At 62.4% G+C, this 17,614-nt stretch carries 15 protein-coding genes; 9 read left to right on the forward strand and 6 right to left on the reverse strand.

Annotated features, from left to right (window positions below; translation table 11 throughout):
• Positions 1-144: 144 nt before the first annotated feature.
• The 3 genes from ACX9NZ_RS02015 to ACX9NZ_RS02025 all read left to right on the forward strand — a co-directional run bounded on the left by ACX9NZ_RS02015 (position 145) and on the right by ACX9NZ_RS02025 (position 3,711).
• Positions 145-1,653: a sugar ABC transporter ATP-binding protein gene (locus ACX9NZ_RS02015; RefSeq protein WP_276670628.1), complete on the forward strand. Its 1,509-nt coding sequence runs from the start codon at positions 145-147 to the stop codon at positions 1,651-1,653.
• 12 nt (positions 1,654-1,665) lie between these two features.
• The gene (locus ACX9NZ_RS02020; protein WP_276674451.1) at positions 1,666-3,318 is read left to right on the forward strand and encodes a galactose/methyl galactoside ABC transporter permease MglC; all 1,653 of its coding nucleotides are present in this window, start codon (positions 1,666-1,668) and stop codon (positions 3,316-3,318) included.
• Positions 3,319-3,405: 87 nt separating this feature from the next.
• The gene (locus ACX9NZ_RS02025) at positions 3,406-3,711 is read left to right on the forward strand and encodes a PTS sugar transporter subunit IIB (RefSeq protein ID WP_050754969.1); all 306 of its coding nucleotides are present in this window, start codon (positions 3,406-3,408) and stop codon (positions 3,709-3,711) included.
• Positions 3,712-3,836: 125 nt separating this feature from the next.
• Here ACX9NZ_RS02025 and ACX9NZ_RS02030 read toward each other — a convergent pair whose 3' ends face one another.
• The 4 genes from ACX9NZ_RS02030 to ACX9NZ_RS02045 all read right to left on the reverse strand — a co-directional run bounded on the left by ACX9NZ_RS02030 (position 3,837) and on the right by ACX9NZ_RS02045 (position 6,641).
• Positions 3,837-4,559: an SdpI family protein gene (locus ACX9NZ_RS02030; protein ID WP_294122341.1), complete on the reverse strand. Its 723-nt coding sequence runs from the start codon at positions 4,557-4,559 to the stop codon at positions 3,837-3,839.
• Positions 4,546-4,836 (reverse strand): autorepressor SdpR family transcription factor, encoded by a 291-nt coding sequence (locus tag ACX9NZ_RS02035; protein ID WP_006720969.1) that lies wholly within the window; start codon positions 4,834-4,836, stop codon positions 4,546-4,548. Before ACX9NZ_RS02035 ends, ACX9NZ_RS02030 begins: the two co-directional genes overlap by 14 nt.
• 225 nt (positions 4,837-5,061) lie before the next feature.
• A complete protein-coding gene (locus tag ACX9NZ_RS02040; RefSeq protein WP_330005197.1) occupies positions 5,062-6,000 on the reverse strand; it encodes an N-acetylglucosamine kinase in 939 nt (312 codons plus the stop codon).
• A complete protein-coding gene (locus ACX9NZ_RS02045; protein ID WP_317440373.1) occupies positions 5,997-6,641 on the reverse strand; it encodes a hypothetical protein in 645 nt (214 codons plus the stop codon). Before ACX9NZ_RS02045 ends, ACX9NZ_RS02040 begins: the two co-directional genes overlap by 4 nt.
• A 202-nt stretch (positions 6,642-6,843) precedes the next feature.
• On the opposite strand from ACX9NZ_RS02045, the gene ACX9NZ_RS02050 reads away from it, so the two are divergent.
• From ACX9NZ_RS02050 to rplL, 4 genes are all read left to right on the forward strand, one after another.
• Positions 6,844-7,545 (forward strand): histidine phosphatase family protein, encoded by a 702-nt coding sequence (locus ACX9NZ_RS02050; RefSeq protein WP_118654137.1) that lies wholly within the window; start codon positions 6,844-6,846, stop codon positions 7,543-7,545.
• 241 nt (positions 7,546-7,786) lie between these two features.
• Positions 7,787-10,213 (forward strand): ferrous iron transport protein B, encoded by a 2,427-nt coding sequence (gene feoB / locus ACX9NZ_RS02055; protein ID WP_317440372.1) that lies wholly within the window; start codon positions 7,787-7,789, stop codon positions 10,211-10,213.
• A gap of 608 nt (positions 10,214-10,821) precedes the next feature.
• On the forward strand, positions 10,822-11,343 hold the full coding sequence (rplJ, locus tag ACX9NZ_RS02060; RefSeq protein WP_118654107.1) for a 50S ribosomal protein L10: 522 nt from the start codon (positions 10,822-10,824) through the stop codon (positions 11,341-11,343).
• A gap of 106 nt (positions 11,344-11,449) precedes the next feature.
• Positions 11,450-11,827, forward strand: coding sequence for a 50S ribosomal protein L7/L12 (gene rplL / locus ACX9NZ_RS02065; RefSeq protein ID WP_118654108.1), 378 nt, complete (start codon positions 11,450-11,452; stop codon positions 11,825-11,827).
• A 674-nt stretch (positions 11,828-12,501) separates the two neighbouring features.
• Here the strand turns inward: rplL and ACX9NZ_RS02070 are convergent.
• Positions 12,502-13,512 (reverse strand): calcium/sodium antiporter, encoded by a 1,011-nt coding sequence (locus ACX9NZ_RS02070; RefSeq protein ID WP_304292476.1) that lies wholly within the window; start codon positions 13,510-13,512, stop codon positions 12,502-12,504.
• A 237-nt stretch (positions 13,513-13,749) separates the two neighbouring features.
• Positions 13,750-15,069, reverse strand: a complete 1,320-nt coding sequence (locus ACX9NZ_RS02075) for a homoserine dehydrogenase (RefSeq protein ID WP_118654110.1) — start codon at positions 15,067-15,069, stop codon at positions 13,750-13,752.
• 339 nt (positions 15,070-15,408) lie between these two features.
• Here ACX9NZ_RS02075 and ACX9NZ_RS02080 point away from each other — a divergent pair, with 339 nt between their 5' ends.
• Both ACX9NZ_RS02080 and ACX9NZ_RS02085 read left to right on the forward strand, forming a co-directional pair.
• Positions 15,409-16,605 carry an ABC transporter substrate-binding protein gene (locus ACX9NZ_RS02080; RefSeq protein ID WP_199588920.1) on the forward strand — a complete coding sequence of 399 codons (1,197 nt, stop codon included), beginning with the start codon at positions 15,409-15,411 and terminating at the stop codon, positions 16,603-16,605.
• 123 nt (positions 16,606-16,728) lie between these two features.
• On the forward strand, positions 16,729-17,610 hold the full coding sequence (locus ACX9NZ_RS02085; RefSeq protein WP_294158015.1) for a branched-chain amino acid ABC transporter permease: 882 nt from the start codon (positions 16,729-16,731) through the stop codon (positions 17,608-17,610).
• Positions 17,611-17,614: the final 4 nt, after the last annotated feature.

A 17,614-nucleotide genomic window follows, 5' to 3' on the forward strand; every position in this document is an offset into this window, starting at 1 on the left:
GGGGGAAGAGGCGGCGCTTCTTCCCCCTGATTTATGAGGGCGCCGGTGCATGTGGCTACTTTTCACGGCGGCGCCCTTCCTCTTTCCTTCGGCACATCCCGTCTTTGGAGAGGCGGGCTTTCGAGAGATACCGGGAGGGATTACATGACAGAATCACAGCAAGATATCGTCCTCTCCATCAAGGGGATGAGCAAGACGTTCGGGCGCAACCGCGTTTTGGATCACATCAACCTCGATCTGCGCCGCGGTAGCATCATGGGCTTGATGGGCGAGAACGGCGCCGGCAAGTCGACCATGATGAAGTGCCTGTTCGGCACCTATCAAAAAGACGAGGGCACCATCACGCTCGACGGTCGCGAGATCAGCTTCTCCGGACCTAAGGACGCGCTGGAAAACGGTATCGCGATGGTGCACCAGGAGCTCAACCAGTGCCTGGAGCGCAACGTCGTGGACAACTTGTTCCTCGGTCGTTATCCCGTCAACAAGATGGGCGTCGTCGACGAGGCGCGTATGCGCAAGGAGGCCAACGACCTGTTCCGCCGCCTGGGCATGACCGTTAACCTCACCCAGCCCATGCGCACCATGTCGGTGTCCCAGCGCCAGATGGTCGAGATCGCCAAAGCTATCTCGTACAACGCCAAGGTCATCGTTCTTGATGAGCCCACTTCGTCGCTTATGGCGCAGGAGGTGGAGAAGCTCTTCCAGATGATGCGCAAGCTTCGCGAGCAGGGCATCTCCCTCATCTACATCTCGCACAAGATGGATGAGATCTTCGAGATCTGCGATGAGGTCTCGGTGCTGCGCGACGGCAACCTCGTGATGACGAAATCCACCAGCGAGACGAACATGAACGAGCTCATCTCGGCCATGGTCGGCCGTTCGCTCGATAACCGCTTCCCGCCGGTGGACAACGTGCCGGGCGAGCCCATTCTGAAGATTCAGAACCTGTCCACGAAGTTCGACCCGCACCTGCAGGACATCACCTTCGACGTGCGCCGCGGCGAGATCTTCGGTCTGTACGGCCTGGTGGGCGCCGGCCGCACCGAGTTGCTTGAGACCATCTTCGGCATTCGCACCCGCGCTGCCGGCCGTGTGTATTTCCGTGACCACCTCATGAACTTCAGCAACGCTCGCGATGCCATGGATCACGGCTTCGCCCTCATCACCGAGGAGCGCAAGGCCAACGGCCTCTTCCTCAAGGGCGACCTCACGTTCAACACCACGATCGCGAACCTCGAGCAGTACAAGAACGGCCCCGCCCTGTCGAACGACAAGATGGTGCGCGCCACCAACCGCGAGATCAAGACCATGAACACGAAGTGCATGGGGCCCGATGATCTCATTTCCAGCCTGTCCGGTGGCAACCAGCAAAAGGTCATCTTCGGCAAGTGGCTCGAGCGCTATCCGCAGGTTTTCCTTATGGACGAGCCCACGCGCGGCATCGACGTCGGCGCCAAGTACGAGATCTACGAGTTGATCATCGACATGGCGAAGAAGGGCACGACGGTCATCGTCGTCTCCTCCGAGATGCCCGAGATCCTGGGCATCACCAACCGTATCGGCGTTATGTCCAACGGCCGTCTGTCCGGCATCGTTGACACCAAGAGCACGGACCAGGAAGAGCTCCTGCGTCTGAGTGCTAAGTATCTCTAGCGAGGGGGAGCTATGGCAACTACACCTAAGATCCTGACGGTTGAGGGGGAGACAGCCCTCCTGCAACCAATCGATACCTACATGAGCGGTATCCAGAGCAAGATCGATGAGCTTCGCTCGAGCGGCACCACCAAGGTGCTGTCGCTGCAGTCGAGCATCGACGCGATCAAGAGCGACCGCCTGCTCACCAAGCAGGAGCGCGAGCAGCAGATCGCCGCGCTGCAGAAGGAGATGGACGCGGCCAAGCAGGTCGAGAGCTCCCACAAGCAGCAGGTGGCAACGCTGATCGCCGACGGCGAGGCATACCTCAAGGCCCACTACGACAAGGAATACCTCACGCCGGTCAAAGAGAGCTGCGCGGCCGAGCGCGTCGTGGCGAAGGAGAAGTACCAGAAGCGCCTAGCAGAGCTCGAGGCCGAGCACAAGCAGCTGATGGCCAAAACCTCCGACGCCAAGGAGGCCAAGGAGGAGAAGTACGTCTACAAGAACAAGCAGTTCGATGCCAAGGTGACCTACCAGCTTGAGCTGCAGCGCATCAAGGATCGCCAGCACGACGCCGCGGCCTATCGCTATCACCTCATCGACCTGCTCCGTATGAGCCACTTCACGCTCGCCGAGAAGCTCGACCAGCGTTGGGAAGCCTATCGCTACACGTTCAACGCGCACGACTTCCTGCTGAACAACGGCCTCTACATCGCCATTCTGCTGGTGTTCGCGGGCCTGTGCGTGGCGGCGCCCATCGTGAAGGGCACTAACCTACTCACGCCGCAGAACCTGCTCAACATTCTGCAGCAGGCATCGCCCCGTATGTTCTTGGCTCTCGGCGTTGCGGGGCTCATCCTGCAGACCGGTACCGACCTGTCCATCGGTCGTATGGTGGGTATGAGCATGGTCGCCTCGACGGTCATCATGCACCAGGGCCCCAACACCGGTACCATCTTCGGCGTGGCATATGACTTCTCCGGCATCCCGGTGGTGGGCCGCATCGTCATGGCACTCGTCGTCTGCGTGGCGCTGTGCACGTTCTTCTCGGCGATCGCCGGCTTCTTCACCGCGCGGTTCAAGATGCACTGGTTCGTGTCCACCATGGCCAACATGCTGGTCATCTTCGGCTTGGTAACCTACGCTACCAAGGGTGTTTCGTTCGGCGCGATCGATCCTACGATTCCCAGCATGGTGACGCCTAAGATCAACGGCTTCCCCACGATCATCCTGTGGGCTATTGCCGCCATTGCCATCGTCTGGTTCATCTGGAACAAGACCACCTTCGGTAAGAACATGTTCGCCGTCGGTGGTAACCCCGAGGCCGCTGCCGTCTCTGGCATCAACGTCTTCGCGGTCTCCATCGGTGCCTTCCTGCTTGCCGGCGTGCTGTACGGCTTCGGCTCCTGGCTGGAGTGCATCCGCATGGTCGGCTCCGGCTCCGCTGCGTATGGCCAGGGCTGGGAGATGGACGCGATCGCCGCGTGCGTCGTCGGCGGCATCTCCTTCACCGGTGGTATCGGTAAGATCTCCGGCGTCACCGTGGGTGTCCTGATCTTCACCGCACTCACCTATGCGCTCACGATTCTCGGTATCGACACCAACCTGCAGTTCGTGTTCTCCGGCGTCATCATCCTTATCGCCGTCACGCTCGACTGCCTGAAGTACGTTCGCAAGAAGTAGTTGACCGACTACGGGGCCGGTGCCCCATCGATGCGATTCCCATCGCCCCTCGGAGTATCGGCGCTTCATGAGCCTATGGAGAATGTCATGAAGAAGGTATTCATTTGCTGCACGTCTGGTGTCACTACCGGTCTGCTCGTTCAGAAGATCGAACTCGAGGTCTCGAAGCGCGAGCTTCCGCTCGAGGTGGAGGCCCTTCCAATTAACGTGTTGGTCGAGCGGTTGTCGGAGGCCGACGCGATTCTGCTGAGCCCCCAGGTCGCATTCGCCCAGAGCGGCATTCGCGAGGCTTCCGACGTTCCGTTGGCGAGCATCGACCCAGATGTGTACGCGCGTGCCGATGTCGCGGCAATCGTCGACGCGGCGCTCGAGCTGCTCGCGTCAAACGCATAGGCACTGCCTACGCGCAAACATGAGCTGATGAAAGAGGCGGCGGCCCCGATGTTTGTCGGGACCGCCGCCTTGTTTATATCAGTTGGGGCGCAAAGGGGTGGAGGGCGCAAAGTGCAAGGGGTGCCTTAGCGTGTGCGAAGCGGCCTGTTCCCGTTGCGATACACGAGGAAGCTGTAGAGGTACGTCACGATGCTTGCACCCAGGACCGCGGCCATCAAAACCCAGAACGCGATCTCTCCGTGCTGGAGCGAGAGTGCGCCCGCGCCGACGACCGCAATTCCGGCCAATACGCACGCGATGCCGCAGAAGCGGTGCGTGAGGCGCCAGTTGTCATCGTCATTCAGTGCCCATGGGGTCCTTACGCCAAAGGTGTAGTTGCTCTTGATCTTGGGCATGTAATTGCCGAGTAGCATGAGGCCCACTCCCACCGCGATGCTCGTCGCTGCCCCGATGGGGCTGCCCGATTCGGGCAAGATGCCGAAGACGGTGAGTTCGGAGCTCCACGTCATGGCGACGATGAAGATCGTGAACAGGATGACGAACCCGGTGTAGAACAACCCCATGCGCTCGTACGCCTGGCCGCGCGGATCTATGCGCGGGATGATGTGGAACATGAAGAGGAATAGCAGGGGCAGCGCATCGAGGGCCACAATCGCGGTGCGCCCCGTCCATCCGTCGACGGTTCCGGCTGCGTCCCAGTGTGTGGGAATCATCTCGGGCATGTGGGGGAGCAGGGCGATATGTCCCAGCAGGCTCACGATGCACAGTGCCGTCAAGGCAATGAGGGTGCGGCGGCTCAGGGGGCTTGTGGAGTGTCCGGGCTTGGTCGCCCTTTTATCGTTCGACATGGTGCTCATTGGAATCTCTCCTATCGGTGAACGTGTAGAACCAACTCATCAGATCCTGCAATACCGTCGTGTCGAGGCTGTAGATGATGTTCTGGCCATCTCTGCGTGCCTCGACCAGGCCTGCTGCCTTGAGTGAGTTCAGGTGGTGGCTGAGGGACGGTTTCGTCATGTCGAAATGGGTGGCGATCTCGCCCGCAGTTAGTTTTCCGCCGCGCAGCAACTCGAGGATGCGCCTACGTGTGGGGTCGGCAAGCGCCTTGAACGCCTCTCCTCCCATCGATCCTCCAATCCTTGGGGTCTTGGGGTCGATCCACCCGTTAGGTGGACGGCCTTTCACTTGGTTGATATTAGAAGATTAGATATCTATCTAAATAATGTCAAGTGCATTCTTTGGGGTGAGGCGGATGATGGTCACTATCGTGGCAAAACGCCGCCTGGGCCTGCGCCAGCCCGTGCCGATGCGCAGCATGGCGCGCATCGGTGCTTCCGCGCTCCGTTGGGATCAGATGCCGCGGGTTTTGTTTTTGAGGAGGAGGACGGGGCCGAGGTCGGGTTCGTGTGCCGGTGCAACGAGGCGGCAACCGGGACCGAGCGCGCGGGCAAGCGGTTCGAGCAGAAGGTCGCCCGCGGCGAAGGTCCCGCCCACATACGTGACGGGGATGGACGCGCTCTGTGGCCCGCTGCGATGGAATAGCCCCCGGACGATCGCGTCGACCATGTCGGCCTCTTCTTGAGCGGCGCGTTCGAGGATGGCGAGAGCGGAGATGTCGCCGGCACGGGCGGCATCCGTGACGATCGGCGCGAGCGCGGAAACCGATGAGCGCTCGGCGTAATGACGCTGAGCCCACCCGATTACGTCGAAGTCATCGTCGATACCGAGTCTTTCGCGCACGAGTGTGTACAGGGCACCGCGCGCGTCGCGCCCATCGGCTTGACGGGTGAACGCTCGCAGGGCCTCCTTGCCCAGCCAACCGCCGGACCCCTCGTCACCGAGCTCGTAGTCCCATCCGCCGCAGCGCATGCTCTCGCCTCGACAGACGCCCAGCGCGATGGACCCGGTGCCGGAGATGATGGCGATGCCGTCCGCACAGTCCAGTCCTGCGGCCCAGGCGGCCTCGACGTCGTTGACTAACAGATGGGGCCGTGCGCCGGCGATGCGTTCCACCACCTCGTCCATGCGTCGCGATACATCGGCGCCCTCGCCGTAGCCGCAGAGGGCGAAGCCGATGCCCACGCTGGGAGCAGCGGGCTCGATGCACGTGTGGGAGGCTCGATCGAGTCCCCAGCAGACGCCTTCGGAAAGGACGCGCTCCATGCCCTCGAAGCCCACTTGCGAGTAATGGCAGGTGCCCAGTACCAGCCGATCGACGAAGGTGATGTCATCGTCATACAGGGAGAAGGCGGTTTTAGTTCCGCCTCCGTCGACGCCGAGCCACATCATGGGCAATGCCTTTCGTAGAAGTTGGTCGCTAAAGGGTAGAGGGGTGCGGGGAGGGGGCATGGGGCGAGCAGGATGCCCGAGGCGGGTCCATCGATCATGTCGTTCACGGCACGGCGTGAGCGGATGGCGGCGATTAGCTGGTCGATGCGCTCGGAGCGTGCGCGGCGCATACGGCCCATACGAGGACCGCGTGCACACGGCTCGATGAGGGAGCCGCCGCCGCACGCAAGTCCGCCGCCCCAGGGGACGCCGGCCTCGCGACAAGACGCCGTGAGGCGCATGAGCGCGTGTTCGGCGGGAGTGCAGGCATAGGTGTCGGTTGCGGCGAGCGCGTATAGGGGGCGCACGTGGCCGGGAAACGCTCCGGCGATGCGCGCAGCCTCTTCTGGACCTGTCGATTCGGCCGCGCTTGGGATGGGCGGCACGATGCGTTGGACGCGGATATCCCGCGCTTGGGCGATGCCGTCTGGCTGTTGGGGGGCGAACGTGCGCTCGTAGACGCCGAGGGCCTCCTCGAGGTCGTCCGCGAGGTGGAGCAATGCGGCTCCGAGCTTCCCTGTGCCCGCGTCGAGCAGTGCGAGGCCGATGGTGAACCCGCAAGCGGGATCGGCATCCTCGGAGTGTGGGAATTGAGCGGCCATCACGGGTCCTTGCGGGGTGGAGGGCAAACGAGATTGAGGATTACTCTAGCGCGTCCGCGCCGTAACGGAAAGGGCGAAGTTTTCGGTGAAGCTCGATGAGGATGTCGCATGATGTGAGGGCGTAGCGATGGGAGAGGGGCCGTATAATGCCGTACCGTAACGATGCCCACTCCACGAGTGAAAGGTCTGGCTCGTGTCCCGCATGATCTACCTCGTCCGCCATGGTCAGACGGTATTCAACACACGCCTGCTGATCCAAGGCCGCTGCGACTCGCCGCTTACCGACCTCGGCCGCGAGCAGGCCCGCGCCGCGGCCGCCTGGCTGCACGGGCGCGGCGTCCAATTCGATGCGGCGTTCTCCTCGCCCGCCGAGCGCGCCTGCTCGACGGCGGAGATACTGTGGGGTGGGCCGTATGCGCGCCTCATGGGCCTGAGCGAGCGCTCTTTCGGTGCGCTCGAGGGGACCGACGTGCTTGCGCTGCCCAAGCCGATGGGCGATTATCCGGTGGCGTTCGGGGGAGAATCCGAACAGGAGCTGACCGAGCGCCTGAACAGGGCCATGCGCGCGATCGCATGTGGGGACCTGGAGCGGGACGCGGCTACCGAGCACACTTCCGCGTCCGCAGCGCTACCCATTCCGGGCCGCAGCGACGCTCCCATCGAGGCGTGCGCGATCGAGCCCCTTCCGACGGGTGCTCCGCGCACGGGAAACGTCCTCGTCGTGAGCCACGGGGCCGCGTGCAAGACGTTTGCACGAGCCTGGAGCGAGTTCGCCCAGGACGAACTCCCCGACCCCTTCCCCAACTGTTGCGTGCTCGTGTATCGATACGACCATGGCCGCTTCACCTTGCTCGAGGCTGCCGACCCCGCCTCGCACCTCGGTGGCGAGGGGCTCCCCATCTAACGCGTCTGCTGGGATGGCGCGTCCCGCGGCTCGCGTGCGGCGCCCCGTGCCTCCAGGCGCTTTGCGCGACGTTCCGCTTTGCCCCTCGGTTCGCTCGTTTCGGGACCGAGATCGAGATTGCGGAAATCTGGCTGCATGGCTCCTGTCGTTGTCGGTCGCGTTATCATCATCACGAATGACAGCCATGGGTAACATGTGCCGCGCCCTCGTGAGACTGGATCGGGCGCGATGGGAGGGCGGAATGGAACACGCAATCGACACGTCATCAGAGCCGACGGGCACGGAGCCCGAAGCTTGCGTATGGCCCCTGCGCCTCGATCATCTGGAGATCGGCAAGGACGCCGTCGTCGCATCGGTTGACTCGGACGACCAGGCGCTTCGTCAGCATATTCTCGACATGGGCCTCACCCCGGGCACCGAGGTGACCATGATGAAGTACGCGCCCATGGGCGATCCGATCGAGATTCGCCTGCGCGGTTACGAGCTCACGTTGCGCCGTGCGGATGCGGCCCGCATCGCGTTGGCGAATATCCACGACGCGCACAAGCTTCAGCGCGAGAACGCCGCGGTCGGTTCGACCGAGCATCCGGCTCTGGGGGAGAAGGCCTATCGCCCCCGTCCCGGTGCCCATTCGATTCCCGCGGGGAATCCCATCGCCTTCGCCCTCGCCGGCAATCAGAACTGCGGCAAGACCACCTTGTTCAACCAGCTCACCGGATCGAACCAGCACGTGGGCAACTTTCCCGGCGTGACGGTCGACCGCAAGGACGGCCAGATCAAGGGGCATCCCGAGGCGACCATCACCGACCTGCCCGGCATCTACTCGCTTTCGCCCTATACGAGCGAGGAGGTCGTGAGCCGCAATTTCATCCTACAGACGAAGCCCGACGCTCTCATCGACATTGTCGACGCCACCAACATCGAGCGCAACCTCTACCTTACGATGCAGCTCATGGAGCTCGATTGTCCCATGGTGCTCGCCCTCAACATGATGGACGAGGTTGCCGCGAACGGCGGCACCATCGACGTCAACCTGCTCGAGAGCATGCTGGGCATTCCGGTCGTGCCCATCTCCGCCGCCAAAAACGAGGGGACGGGGGAGCTCGTGGAACACGCGATGCATGTCGCGCGTTACCGCGAACGTCCGGGTCGTCTCGACTTCTGCGCGTCCAACGGACCCGATGGCGGCGCCCTGCATCGCTGCATCCACAGCGTCGCGCACCTGATCGAGGACCACGCGAAGGCAGCGGGGATTCCCGTGCGCTTCGCTGCGACCAAGCTTGTCGAGGGCGATACTCTGGTGCAGGAGGCGCTCGGCCTCGATCAAAACGAGCTCGATGCGCTTGAGCACATCATAAGCCAGATGGAGGGGGAGTCCGGGAAGGACCGGCTCTCGGGCTTGGCGGACATGCGCTTCGCGTTCATCGGCGAGGTGTGCCGTGCCTGCGTGGTCAAGCCCCGCGAGAGCCGCGAACACAAGCGCTCGGTGGCGATCGACCGCATCCTCACCGGTAGGTTCACGGCGTTTCCCGCGTTCCTGCTCATCATGGCGCTCGTGTTCTGGGTCTCGTTCGGCTCCCTCGGTGCATGGCTGCAGGGCCTGATGGAGGAGGGGGTTTCGTGGCTGACCGGCCTCGCGGCCGGCGCGCTGGCGGCCGCCGGCGTGAACCCCGTGGTCCAGTCGCTCGTTATCGACGGCGTGTTCGCGGGTGTTGGCAGCATGTTGTCGTTCCTGCCGCTTATCGTCGTGCTCTTCCTGCTGCTCTCGATGCTCGAGGACTCCGGCTACATGGCGCGCGTCGCGTTCGTGATGGACAAGGTCCTGCGCCGCTTCGGCCTGTCGGGGCGCAGCTTCGTGCCCATGCTCGTGGGCTTCGGCTGCAGCGTACCGGCGATCATGGCGACGCGCACCCTGCCCTCCGAACACGACCGCAAGATGACCGTCATGCTCACCCCGTTCATGAGCTGCTCTGCTAAGTTGCCCGTGTACGGCCTGCTCACCGCAGCCTTTTTCGCTCGCAACAGCGTGTTGGCAATGGTGTCGCTCTACTTACTGGGCGTCGCCGTCGCCGCCGTGGTGGCGCTCGTGCTCAAACGTACGGCGTTTAAGGGCGAGCCGGTGCCGTTCATCATGGAGCTGCCAAATTACCGCCTACCCTCCGCCAAAACGACGGTGATGCTCGCGTGGGACAAGGCGAAGGACTTCATCCAGCGCGCCTTCACCATCATCTTCGCGGCGAGTATCGTCGTGTGGTTCCTGCAGACCTTCGACGGCCAGCTCAACGTGGTGTCCGACCAGTCGCAGAGCCTCCTTGCGGGCCTCGGCGGCATCATCGCGCCCGTGCTCGCGCCGCTCGGCTTTGGCGATTGGCGCGCCTCGACGGCGCTCGTGACCGGACTGCTCGCCAAGGAGAGCGTGATCTCCACGCTCGCGGTGCTGCTGGGGACGGAGTCCGCCTCGGCGCTTACCTCGCTGTTCACGCCGCTTACCGCCTATGTCTTCCTCGTGTTCACGCTGCTGTACCCGCCGTGCGTGGCGGCAATCGGGGCGGTGAAGAACGAGCTGGGCCCGCGTTGGGCGGTCGCGGTCTTTGCCTTGCAATGCGGGGTGGCGTGGATCGCTGCGTTCGTCGTGCGCATAGTCGGCACCGCCTTGGGCTTTGCCTAGCGGCACTGCGTGTGATTTGGGAGCGGCCGTGCCTTTGACCCGTGCCCTTTGCGCGGCCTTGCCCGGGGCTCTGGCGCCCCCCCCCTGCCCGGGACCCCAGTTCCGCCTAGCCCGGGGCCCTAGCACCCCCTTGCCCGGGTCTCAAATTCCGCCTAGCCCGGGACCTTTGTGAGGAATCCTATGTTTGAAATAGCCGTTTCGTTTCAAATCCATGATTCCTCACAGAAAAGGGCCTGGTAATGTGATTTATCATGGGTTTGAAACGAACGAGGATGTTTCAACGAGCGCAGGGCCAACGAGCGCACCGTCAATGTGTGCAGCTTGTGCGCGATTAGCGTCGCTACCGTTGCCACTTGACGCCCACTTCCTTACTTGCGATACTACCTAACCGCACACGCACGATTCGCTGCCAGAGACAGCCGGTTCCCGCGTGCCCGCTCAGACGGGTGCAACGGAGTAAAGGGGCAACCCGCCAGCCGAGGTGGTTGAGTAGATATGTCTTCTCACCCCCGTCGCTCTTGCAGCGCGGGGGTTTCTTTTTCGAGACACACCCCCGCCACTCTTAAGGCGGGTCGTGCCCGGGAAAGAACAAGAAGGAGGTGTACCACATGCCAAAGCAGTACAAGATCGATGCAGTTGCCGAGATCGAGTCCAAGCTCGAGTCCAACGCCGGCGTCTTTGTCGTGGCTTACAACGGCCTCACCGTTCTTCAGGCTCAGGAGCTCCGCAAGCAGCTTCGTGAGTGCGGCGCTCAGATGAAGGTGTACAAGAACAACCTCGTCCGCATCGCCCTGGAGAACAAGGAGCAGCCGAACCTCGACGAGATCCTCGCTGGTCCGCTCGCCTACGTGTTCTTCGAGGAGGAGCCTGTCAGCGCCGCCAAGGTGCTCAAGGAGTTCGCCAAGAAGTCCAAGGGCGTTCTCGAGATCAAGGGCGGTATCTCTGACGGTCAGGCTGTTACCGCTGCCGAGGTCGACGCCATCGCCGAGCTCCCCAGCAAGGATCAGCTCCTGGGTCAGATCGCCGGTCTCATCAACGGCTTCGCTCGCGACATTGCTGTTTGCGTCAACGGCGTTTCCTCTGGTCTCGCTCGCACCGTTCAGCAGATCTCCGAGCAGAAGGCGGCCTAGTCGGCGGCCTTCCCGCGGCCGCCTAAGGCCGCACCTCTGGCGCTTTGCGCGCCGTACTTTAGTTTGATCTCCCTGCCAGATGCAGGGAAACCGAAAGGACTTAGAAATGGCTAAGCTTACCACCGATGAGATCATCGAGGCTCTGAAGGAAATGACCCTGCTCGAGGCTTCCGAGCTCGTGAAGGCTATCGAGGAGACCTTCGGCGTTTCCGCCGCCGCTCCTGCCGCCGTCGTGGCCGGCCCTGTTGCCGCTGCCGAGGAGGCCGAGGAGAAGACCGAGTTTGACGTCGTGCTCGAGGGCTTCGGCGACAACAAGATCCAGGTCATCAAGGTCGTCCGTGAGCTCACCTCTCTCGGCCTCAAGGAGGCCAAGGAGGTCGTCGAGAACGCTCCTAAGGCCGTCATCGAGGGTGCCAAGAAGGAGGACGCCGAGGCTGCCAAGGAGAAGCTCGAGGCTGCCGGCGCTGCCGTCACCCTCAAGTAGTTTCCTGCAGGTGCATCGCCTGCAAGCTGCCTGAGCGTACAAGCTCTTTGCAAGGCGGGATCCACTCAAGTGGGTCCCGCCTTTTTTATGGATGAACACCTTAGAATGGGATTTCTGGCTAAAAAATACCGTTTTGTATCGCTGATGGCCTTGTCGAACCCCGCGCAGAGCCTCGATTCTGCTTCCGCATGGGCTACGGGATGTATTTCTCGGCTTTGTGAGCCTCTGGGTAGTGCAATATGTGCCCAGGGAAGTCTAAAACCGTGGCGAAAGGGTTGAATGCTCAATAGTCAAGTGCAGCTAACGGTACAAAACGGTACTTTTTAGCCATTTTCATTGCCCTTGCGAAATCTGAGACTACAAATAGAGCGGATATGCCAAGAAGTCTGGGAGGGGCGGAGCAGCTAAAGGATCTTGACGCCTAGATATCTGCTGCTTTTTCGTCTATGGAAGTCCTGCGTCCGACCTGCTCTTAAATTAGCTCGAAAACCGTCCAATTAACGGCGCGCACCTTCTTTGTGAGATCGCGCGCGATGAAAAAGTCCCGATGCGCCCAAACAAACCGCCTCCCATCCTTCGAGGTCCGAGAGATGGGAGGCGGTTTGTGTGAAGCAGGCTTTTCGCGTGCAGCTGTGGCGTGCGACGGGAGTGTTTCGCCGCATGATCGCGATGTGTTACAGCACGGCAGAGGCAACAATGTAGACGATATAAATGAACACAAAGAAAACGCCCTCGCGTCGAGTCATGGTGTGCTTGGTGCCCACAAAGGCGAAGCCCACGAGGACGACGGAGAAGATCGCGAGCAGGGCGAAGTCGATGTTGTAGCTGAATGCATACACAATGGGGGAGAACAGCGCGGGCACGCCCATGACAAGCAGGACATTGGTGATGTTCGAGCCCACGACGTTGCCCACGGCGATGTCGGTGTTGCCCTTGAACGCGGCAACGACGCTGGTGACGAGCTCGGGCAGGCAGGTGCCGAGCGCGATGACGGTGAGGCCGATGATGCGCTCGCTGATGCCGAGCGCGGTGGCGATCTCGACGGAGTTGTTCACGACGTAGTCGGCGCCGAACTTGAGCAGGGCGATGCCGAACAGCACAAGGGCGATCGAGACGTGCATGCCACGGGGCTCGCCCTCGTCTTCCTCCTCGGCGACATCGTCGTCTTCATCCTCGAGTTCATGAGGCATGAGCTGCGTCTCGGGGTCGAGCTCCTCGTGGCCGCTGTCGCCTTCGCGCAGGCCGAGGAACACGGTGTAGCCCATGAACGCCGCGAAGACGGCAAGCAGGATCAGACCCTCGACGGCAGTGAGCTCGCCCCCGGTATTGGAGAGGAGCATGAGCAGGAGCACCGAGGCGACGCTCACGGGGATCTCGAAGCGCTGGGTGTGGCGGGCGAGCGGTAGGCGCGTGATGACCGCGCTCATGCCGAGAATCAGCAGGAGGTTCGCCATGCAGCTTCCGGCGACATTGCCGAACGCCATGTCGGCGTGTCCATCCACGGCGGAGACGACCGAGACCACGAGCTCGGGCATGGCGGTGCCCACGGCGACCACCGTGAGGCCAATGACGCGGTCGGGAAGGCCAACACGTGCGGCGATCTGACTCGACCCGTTTACGAGAAGGTCGGCGCCCCAGACGAGCAGGGCGAATCCAACGATGATGAGGAATAGTTGCAGGAGCATGTCTGCCTTTCGTTAGGAGATGGATGATGCGGACGGCGGTTTTCAAGAAAGAGGGCGCGGAACGCGTGCGCTCCGTGCCCTCTCAGTCGTTTAACTGACACGCTTATCTAGATTACCCAGATTTTTGCAACGGTGGCAAGGATTCAAGCTTCGTATCCGCAGGAAATCTGGGGGTTGCCGAACGAAAGAAGCGACAGAAGACTCATGCGAAGCAAAAGCCGCAGCGTGAAGGCCGTGCTAATTCGCCTCGACGCCTTGTGTCCAATCGGCAATGTCCTCGATGCGGATGACGTTGGCCACCTCGACGGCCGCAGCGGCGCCAGAGAGCGCCCCAAGCGCGGCGAACATGTTTCCCTCACGGCAGGTGTTGGTGAGCAGTGCAAACGATCCGTTCTCACGCGGGATGACGCGTTCGACAGTGACGCCGTGTTGATTGAGAACCTCTGTGGCGCCCGTCGCGACACCGTCCGTGCCGTCAGCGGTCAGGCGCACGTAGTAGCGGGTCTCGAGGTCCGCCACGTTGCGGATGGGAAGCTCACGTGCGAAGGGCGCGGGTTCGGGCAGGGGCTTCACGCCCGCGGAGATGTCTTCGGCGAGATTCATGACGTCGCCCACGATGGCGCTCGCGGTGGGGAAGGCGCCCGCGCCGGCACCGTAGAACATGGTTTCGCCCACGGCATCGCCCACCACGTACACGGCGTTCATGGCGCCGTTCACGCCGGCGAGCGGGTGACTCGCGGGGATCATGGCGGGGTGCACGCGGATGTCCACGCCCTCATCGGTGCGGCGTCCGATGGCGAGCATCTTGATGGCGTAGCCGAGCTCGCGCGCGACCTCGATATCCTCAGCGGAAATCTTGCGGATGCCCTGCATATACACATCGTCGGTGGTGATGCGCGTGGTAAAGCCGATGGAGGAGAGGATGGCGATCTTGCTCGCGGCGTCGAAGCCATCGACGTCTGCGGTGGGATCGGCCTCGGCGTAGCCCAGGCGCTGGGCGTCGGCCAGGACCTCCTCGTAGCCCAGGCCCTCGGTCGTCATGCGCGAGAGGATGTAGTTGGTGGTGCCGTTCACGATACCGGCGATGGCAAGGATGTTGTTGCCGGTGAGGTCGTGCTCGAGCGTGCCCACGATGGGGATGCCGCCGCCGCAGGACGCCTCGCAGCGCAGCTGAACGCCCGCGGCGCTGGCGGCACCCGCAAGTTCGGCCATATGGCGGCCGAGCAGGGCCTTGTTAGCCGAGACGACATGCTTGCCGGCGGCAAAGGCCTCCGTGAAGATCTCAGTCGCGGGATGCTCTCCGCCGATGACCTCGACGACGATGTCGATGCGCGGGTCACTTACGACGTCACGCCAATCGGTGGTGAATTGCTCCGCGGTGACTCCGAGTTCGCGGGCGCGCGACTCGTCGAGGCCGCAGGCGCGGGCGATGCGCAGGTCGATGCCGTAGGCCCGGCGGTATTTCTCGGCATGGGATTCGATCAGCTGGAAGACGCCGCCACCGACGGTACCCAAGCCGATGAGTCCGACGTTGACGGTGCGGGTGCTCTGGTGCATGACGCGCTCCTTTACCTGCTGTCGCGCGAATGCGCGCGACGGGGCTGATTCTTGCATAGCCTGCATTTTACCCGCTTGCATACGGATGCGGCCTCTGTGCTGCGTAACAACTGTGTTACATGGTGCCTTAGATGCAATCAAGTCCCTACCGAGGCTAATACATGCATATTTTCGGAACGACTTCGCATGAATGGGCACGCAATTGTTTCACCGATATTTCGAGGGGATTTTCCTTACTCCGGTATGCTAAAGCGTGTACCCTAGAGCAACCGCGCAAATATACCCGCGGGCCAGCTCATCGCCGTGCTTTCAGCCGGCCTCGTTTGAAAGGAGAGCCGCATGTCGTGCCTCACCGGTAAGTCATTCAACCCTGTAATGAATCGCAGAAGCGTTATCGCGGGCGTAGCAGGTTTGGGGGCTGTAGGTATTCTAGCCGGCTGCTCCGGCAACGAGTCCGAGGGCGGCTCCACCGCTGCCGCTGACGATGGCTCCGCGTTCAAGATCGGTGCCATCGGCCCGCTGACGGGCTCCGCCGCGTCGTACGGCACTTCCGTGTGCAACGGCGTCGAGCTCGCCTGTAAGGATTTCTCCACCGACGACCTCAAGTTCGTCAGCAAGTCCGAGGACGACGTCGCCGACGGCGAGAAGTCCGTCAACGCCTTCAATAGCCTCGCCGACTGGGGCATGCAGGCACTCGTCGGCCCCACCACTACCGGCGCTTCGCTTGCCGTGGCCGAGGTCGCCAATCAGGACCCGCAGATGTTCATGATCACCCCGTCCGCCTCGAGCCCCGATGTCACTGCCGACAAGACCTGCGTGTTCCAGGCCTGCTTCAACGACCCCAACCAGGGTGCCAACGCCGCCACGAAGCTCGCCGAGATGTTCCCCGACGAGAAGTTCGTCGTGTTCTACAACTCCGGTGACACCTACTCCTCCGGCATCCGCGACGCCTTCGTGGCAAAGGCCGAGGAGCTCAAGCTTAACATCGTGGATGAGGAGACCTTCAAGGACGATTCCGCCACGAGCTTCACCAACCAGCTCACCAAGGCCAAAGACGCCGGCGCCACGATGATCTTCGCCCCTATCTACTACACCCCCGCCTCCGTTCTGCTGGCTAACGCCAACGAGATGGGCTATGACGTGAAGATGATGGGCTGCGACGGCATGGATGGCATCTTGGGCGTCGAGGGCTTCGATACCTCCCTGGCCGAGGGCCTCTACCTCATGACCCCGTTCTCTGCGGACGAGGAGAAGAACGCCGATTTCGTCGCTGCCTACAAGGACGCTTACGACGAGGTGCCCGATCAGTTCGCCGCCGACGCCTACGACGCGGTCCACGCGGTCTCCCTCGCACTCGCCGAGGCCGGTCTGGGTGCCGACGCCGATCCGGCCGACGTCGCCGCCAAGCTGCCCGAGGCAATGACCAAGATCACCGTCGAGGGCCTCACCGGCACCCTCACCTGGAACGACAAGGGTGAGGTCGAGAAGGACCCGATGGTCTACGTAATCAAGGATGGAAAGTACGTAGCGGCCTAAGCGCCGTCCGTCCTGTGCCGCCGCGCGGTGCATCAAGCTACGATGGGGACGGGCCTTTACCGAGGGTCCGTCCCTTTGCCTGTTGCGCCATGCGGCGCGTGAAAGAAGAAAGGGGGAGAGGCTATGACGGTCTTTTTGCAGTACCTCGTCAACGGCCTGTCGATGGGAAGCGTCTATGCCATCATCGCCCTGGGCTATACCATGGTGTACGGCATCGCCAAGATGCTCAACTTCGCCCACGGAGACGTCATCATGATCGGCGCCTATATCTCGTTCGTGGTGACCTCGTACATGGGGCTGCCGGCGATCGTGTCGGTCATCGCCGCCGTCGCCGTCTGCACGGCGCTCGGCATTCTCATTGAGGGGCTTGCGTACAAGCCCTTGCGCCAGGCCGGCCCGCTTGCCGTGCTGATCACCGCCATCGGTGTGTCCTATTTCCTGCAGAACGCAGCGCAGCTCATCTGGGGCGCCACGCCCAAGAACTTCACGTCCATCGTGAGCTTCCCGGTACCGGCGTTCCTCAAGGCTTATAACGTCTCGGCGGTCTCGCTTGTCACGGTGATCGCCTGCCTGCTTATCATGGTGGGTCTCATGTGGTTCACCGGAAAGACCAAGATGGGCAAGGCCATGCGTGCGGTCTCCGAGGATAAAGCGGCCGCCCAACTCATGGGCATCAACGTCAACCGCACCATCTCCATGACCTTCGCCATCGGTTCGGCGCTCGCCGCCATCGCCGGTGTCCTGCTGTGCTCCTACTCCCCGGTGCTCCAGCCCACCACGGGTTCCATGCCCGGCATCAAGGCCTTCACCGCTGCCGTTTTCGGCGGCATCGGCTCGATCCCCGGCGCCTTTGTGGGCGGCATCCTGCTCGGCATCATCGAGGCAATGGCCCAGGCCTATATCTCCACGAGCCTCGCCAACTCCATCGTGTTCGGCGTGCTCATCGTGGTGCTGCTCGTCAAGCCCGCCGGTCTGTTCGGCAAGTACGTCCCCGAGAAGGTGTAGCGCC

Source organism: Collinsella sp. BM28 (assembly GCF_054551995.1).